5 protein-coding genes are annotated in these 5,485 nt (G+C 36.7%); all 5 read left to right on the top strand.

Features of this window, described 5'->3' with window-relative positions; all coding sequences use genetic code 11:
* Positions 1 to 296 precede the first annotated feature (296 nt).
* Positions 297 to 1,112, top strand: a complete 816-nt coding sequence (pyrF, locus tag ACYC56_RS11720; protein WP_461374364.1) for an orotidine-5'-phosphate decarboxylase — start codon at positions 297 to 299, stop codon at positions 1,110 to 1,112.
* A gap of 900 nt (positions 1,113 to 2,012) precedes the next feature.
* Positions 2,013 to 2,243, top strand: coding sequence for a hypothetical protein (locus ACYC56_RS11725; protein ID WP_461374365.1), 231 nt, complete (start codon positions 2,013 to 2,015; stop codon positions 2,241 to 2,243).
* A gap of 183 nt (positions 2,244 to 2,426) precedes the next feature.
* On the top strand, positions 2,427 to 3,101 hold the full coding sequence (locus tag ACYC56_RS11730) for a hypothetical protein (protein WP_461374366.1): 675 nt from the start codon (positions 2,427 to 2,429) through the stop codon (positions 3,099 to 3,101).
* A gap of 356 nt (positions 3,102 to 3,457) precedes the next feature.
* Positions 3,458 to 4,615, top strand: coding sequence for a cache domain-containing protein (locus tag ACYC56_RS11735; protein WP_461374367.1), 1,158 nt, complete (start codon positions 3,458 to 3,460; stop codon positions 4,613 to 4,615).
* Positions 4,616 to 4,642: 27 nt separating this feature from the next.
* On the top strand, positions 4,643 to 5,485 hold an 843-nt coding region (locus ACYC56_RS11740), incomplete at its 3' end, for a PAS domain-containing protein (protein ID WP_461374368.1).

The raw sequence follows: 5,485 nt of genomic DNA on the forward strand, positions 1-5,485 counted from the left end.
CGCCTCCTGAAGAGCGGCGTACATAAAGCGATAATTTTCTTCACTAAAAAGCATTGTGTTAATTAGATAGTTAGTAAAAATTCCGCCGCGGCGGACTGCGCAAAATGGCAAGAATATTTATTTAGTGATCAACAAATAAGAAATGTAGGGAGCGGTCGAGACCGCTCCGTAACAATGAAATAATTAAAACTAAAGAACGGAACGCTCGCGAGCGTTCCCTACAACTGAAAATTAATTGGTTCTGTCCCGATAGCTATCGGGACAGGTTATGAATTACGAATCAGGAATTAGGAATTGTGAAAAGTATTGAAAAATTTTATTCGGCTGTAAATAGTGGTAAGCATATTTGTGTAGGGTTAGACACCGATATTGAAAAGATTCCCGAACACCTAAAAAAAGCTGACGATCCTCTTTTCCTTTTTAATAAATCGATAATTGACGCAACCCACTCTTCAGCCGCCGCCTACAAATTGAACTTCGCCTTTTATGAAGCTTCGGGTATCGAAGGATTAACTTCACTAAAAAAAACTATCGAATATATCGGTGATGAGATTTTCATTATCGGAGATGCCAAAAGAGGGGATATTGGTTCTACTTCCGCGATGTATGCTAAATCCGTCTATGATTATTTTAAGTGCGATTCCATTACGCTTCATCCTTATATGGGGTATGATTCAATTCAGCCATTTTTAGAATATAAAGATAAACTCAATTTTGTGTTGGCATTAACTTCAAATAAAAGTGCAAGTGATTTTGAAACTCTAACTTTATCTACAAATGAAAAGCTTTATCAAAAAGTTATTCAAAATGTTCATGAGTGGAACGGACAAGTTGGTAATTGTGGAATCGTGTTCGGCGCTACCCAAATTGCACAGCTTCAAGAAAATATTCAATTGATAAATGATTTGCCGGTACTTCTTCCCGGTGTCGGGGCGCAAGGTGGCAGCTTGGAAGAAGTTGTTACTTTATTTAAGCAACATCATTTTACTCTTTATCTAATTAATGCCAGCAGAAGTATTATTTATGCTTCTACCGGTGTTGATTTTGCCGATAAGGCTGCCGAAGAACTTGAAAAACTAAACGTTGAAATTGCCCGGCTTTCTTCAAAGTAAAAAGTATTATTTACTCACGTTACGCAAAAGATCGAATTGTTTTCTTAATCATGGTCTTAATCTTTTTCATAATCTGCATTAATTACAAAAAAACGAGTAGGATTAAGAAAACGATTATGATTAAGAATTTTTTCACTTTATAATTGCGTAAGATGAATTACTTAGTTACCTTATGTACTGTTAAGTTATACAGTGCCACGTCTTTGGAGCAATCCAATTAAATTTTTTGCGTAATATGCTTTCATTATATTTATTTTGCTCCATACTCATCCCTCATTTTATTTACCCGAAACATGCCTAGATGCCGCAATGTTGCGCAAAAGCAAAAAATGCAGCGCCACAATTATTTTGTTGCTTTTCAATTTTAGATTGATTATTTTTTTGCTGTTCGCTTGGGATTGTTTGTTTTTCCTATGAAATAGTGATTAATTTTATAATTTTTATGGCGGTATGTTCGTGGGACTCTTTGATAGCAGAATAATTTTATACATTTGGTGTAAAAACACATTTGAAAATTCAGATGATTTTTTATTGAAATTTAGTTCGGTCTTCAATGCCCGATCTTCGATCATAAAACATCAACCATTAACCCCCGTACTTCAATCTTCAATCTTCAATCTTCAATCTTCAATCTTCAATCTTCAATCTTCAATCTTCAATCTTCAATCTTCAATCTTCAATCTTCAATCTTCAATCTTCAACTGTCAAAAATTAAGCCAAAAACCCCTTTTCTTAGTACAATTCCTCTTTCATTAAATAAAATGCCATTAAAAACATTAACTATAAGCAGATTTGTCGGTAATTCTAAGTTTGATAATTTCCCTCAAGCCCATAAATCTGAACATTTTACTCAAAATATGCGTTTTTTAGCCAATTTCGCAGGCGAAGGAGGGTAACTGGGTGGCGAAAGAGCTTAACTGGATGACGAAAGAGAGTAACTGGACGGCGAAAAAGCTTAACTATTTGCCGAAAAAAGGCAACTGTTTAACAAAAAGAGGCAGCTACATGACGAAAGTATGTGGTTTTATGGCGAAACCGGGTAGCTGTAGTGTAAAAGAGGTTAACTTGGCGGTGTTGTTTTACAGCTACTCAGCGAAAACAGATACCTCCTCAAGAGAAGAAATTCTTTGATCGGTTTTTAAACCGTAGCAAACGTGGCGGGTCTTAGCGAGCTTTGCAAGACACCTCGACTTCGCTCGGTATGGTTTCTCGCAACGTACGCAAAGAAGACGCAACGACCCAAAGAATAAATTGATATGAACTTGGAAAGATTTGGTAACTAATTAATTTCAAACAAACAAAAAGGTGACTCAAATGCAAAAAGCAGTTGAAGAAAAACGGTTGTTCAGTGTCGCTGATTCCATTATGCTTGAAGCGGCAAAAGATAAGAAGGGATTTCTGATAGAAGATAAGACAAAGCTCGCAAGCTTCGACCCCTCCTTTTCAGATTCTTTTCTTGAAGATTACGACAATAAAATTTCTCTAGCGGAAGCGGCGCCGGACGATGAAGCCCTTAACGGTATGGTGGTTAGTTATACTACTGCAGTAGAGGAAAAAATGAAACTCTGCCGTGATAAATTTCAAGGGGTAAAATATTTTATTGATAAAGCGTTTCCCGGCGACCCTGGCAAACAGATTGAGTTCGGGTACAGAGAGTATGATAAGGCAAGAAATAGTCAGGACAAAATGGTTCTTTTTATGAAAGGTGTTTATACAACCTGCCAGAAGTATAAAACAAAATTGAACGAATCTAATCTAACCGACGAGAGCATTGCGCAGTTACAGCAACTAGCGGTTGAGCTTGATGAGGCTAACCAAACACAAAACCAGTTTAACAAGAACCGCCCCTCATTAACACAAGACCGTATAAAAAAGCTGAACGCCGTGTGGGTGTTGATGGGGAAAATATGTAATGCCGGTAAAATTGTTTTTGCGAGTGACTATGCAAAACTGCAAAGATATAATTTGCTTGGAGAAGTTAGTCAATAAAAACCGGATGTTCCTCCTCCACCGCCGGAGAGTTAGATGCTTTGTAAGTGGTAGAGACTTGCCATGGCAAGTCTCTACGTCCGATGAAGTTTCTCGCAGAGCCTGCAACGAAGACGCAAAGAACGCAACGAAAAAAACATAGCGCGCGTTGTGGTTCTTGCGAGCGTAGCGAGAAAAAGGTTTCTCGTCACGCCTCTTTCATAATAAATTCGGAACGCAATCCGGCATTGGCGGACAACGTTAGCAACGGAAGAGTCTTTGTTCTTACACGAGCTTCTTCCGTCCTAAAAAGTGTCTCTACGCTGGTTTTGTAGTAGAACTTTTATTTGAAGAATTTAATTTTATGTATTAGAAAAATGGGAATGGATATTATGAGGAACAAGATAGAATCAGTACTTACAAGCAAAAAGCATGTTATTGCATTAATAGCATTACTTAGCTTACTTATTGCTGCAGTCGGTTATTTTTATTATAAGAACCAGGAAAATTCTATCCGGCAGCAAAAATATAATGAACTAAAGGCAATTGCTGATCTAAAAGTAAGCCAAATTGAAGAATGGATTAAAGACAGAAAGGCTGATGTAATAACGGTTACTGAATCACCTTTCTTTGTAAGAGCAATAAACCAGTGGCTTAAAGATACCGTCAATGTTCAGCTCAAACAAGATATTATAGAACGTCTTCGACTCGTTCAAAAGGAACTTAGCTTCGAAAACATTTATCTCGCTGCCTCAAATGGGCAGCTGCTCTTATCTGTAAAAACCGAATCAGAAGAATTTCTTACAATAACTAAACAAACAATAACTGAAACATCTAAAAAAGGCGAAAATGTTTTTACCGATCTTTACTGGTGCCAAACAGAGAACAAAATCCACTACGATGTTATTGCTCCGATTATCAATAACGAAAATAAAACAATTGCCATTCTGTTATTCCGTATAGACCCGAACGATTATTTATATCCTTTGATAGAGACATGGCCTACACTAAGTAAAAGTGCGGAGACTATGCTTTTTAGAGTAGAAAAAGACAGCGTTCTATTTCTTAATGAACTTCGTCACCGAAAAAACACAGCATTAAAATTGAAAATTCCTTTAACTCGGACAGAAGTTCCGGCAGTGCAAGCAGCATTAGGACGCACCGGAATATTTGAAGGTGTTGATTACCGCGGTATTGAAGTTCTTTCCAATATTAGAATAATTCCGACTACTAATTGGTTTATGGTGGCAAAGGTTGACCGGAGTGAAATTTACGCTGATCTTTATCTTACTGCCGGAGTTATTGCCGTCTTCTCGATTTTTCTAATAATTATTTGCGGAGTTGGGTTTGCTTTTATTTATAGCTCACGTCAAAAAAATATCTTTTTGGAACTATACAGAAAGGGAAAAGAACTCTGGCAGTCGCAAGAAAAATTCAAAGTTACAATGGATAGTCTTGGAGATGGCGTAATAACGACCGACTCCAATGGTAGAATACAATACATCAACAAAATAGCGGAGGAATTAACCGGTTAGAATTTTAGAGAAGCAAGAGGAAAAATACTGGGAGAAGTTTATTCTGTAAAGAATGAAGAGACCGGGGAAAAAGAAAGTAATATCATTGAAAAAGTATTAAAGCAAGGTATTGTAAAAGAGCTTGCCAATCATACTATTTTGATTTCTAAAAGCGGCAAAGAAATTCCCGTTATGGATACCGGCGCGCCAATTTATGATAATGATGGTTCTATTACCGGAATAGTGATAACATTTAAAGATGAATCGGAAAAACGCCGCCAGCTAAAACTTATAAAAGAAAGTGAATTTCGTTACCGTTCAACATTAGACAGTATGATTGAAGGTTGTCAGATAATTGGATTTGATTACAAGTATTTATTCCTCAATCAAACTGCAATAATGCAATCTAATCTTACCAAAGAAAAAATTATTGGTAAAACAATGATGGAATGCTATCCGGGAATTGAAAAGACTAAAATGTTTAATGAGTTACGCCGGTGCACAGAGGAAAGAATTTCGGGAAATATAGAAAATGAATTTTCATATGCGGATGGCGGAAAAAGATGGTTTCATTTACGCTTCGAGCCGGTTCCCGAAGGAATTTTTATTTTATCCGAAGACATTACTGAAAAAAAACTGGCTGAGCAAGAGTTATTCATTGCGAATAAAGAACTTCTATTCCAAAACGAAGAGAAAGTAAAACGTGCAGCAGAATTAGTCATCGCGAATAAAGAGCTTCTATTTCAAAACGAAGAGAAAGAAAAACGAGCAAAAGAATTAATCATAGCTAACAAAGAGCTTGTCTTTCAAAACGAAGAGAAAGAAAAACGGGCAGAAGAATTAATCATAGCTAACAAAGAGCTTGTCTTTCAAAACGAAGAGAAAGAAAAA

Source organism: Candidatus Aquicultor sp. (assembly GCF_054640775.1).

Bases quoted from the DNA above. Each gene is read 5' to 3' on its own strand.
- ACYC56_RS11730 (WP_461374366.1), top strand. From the start codon at position 2,427: ATGCAAAAAGCAGTTGAAGAAAAACGGTTGTTCAGTGTCGCTGATTCC.
- ACYC56_RS11735 (WP_461374367.1), top strand. From the start codon at position 3,458: ATGGGAATGGATATTATGAGGAACAAGATAGAATCAGTACTTACAAGC.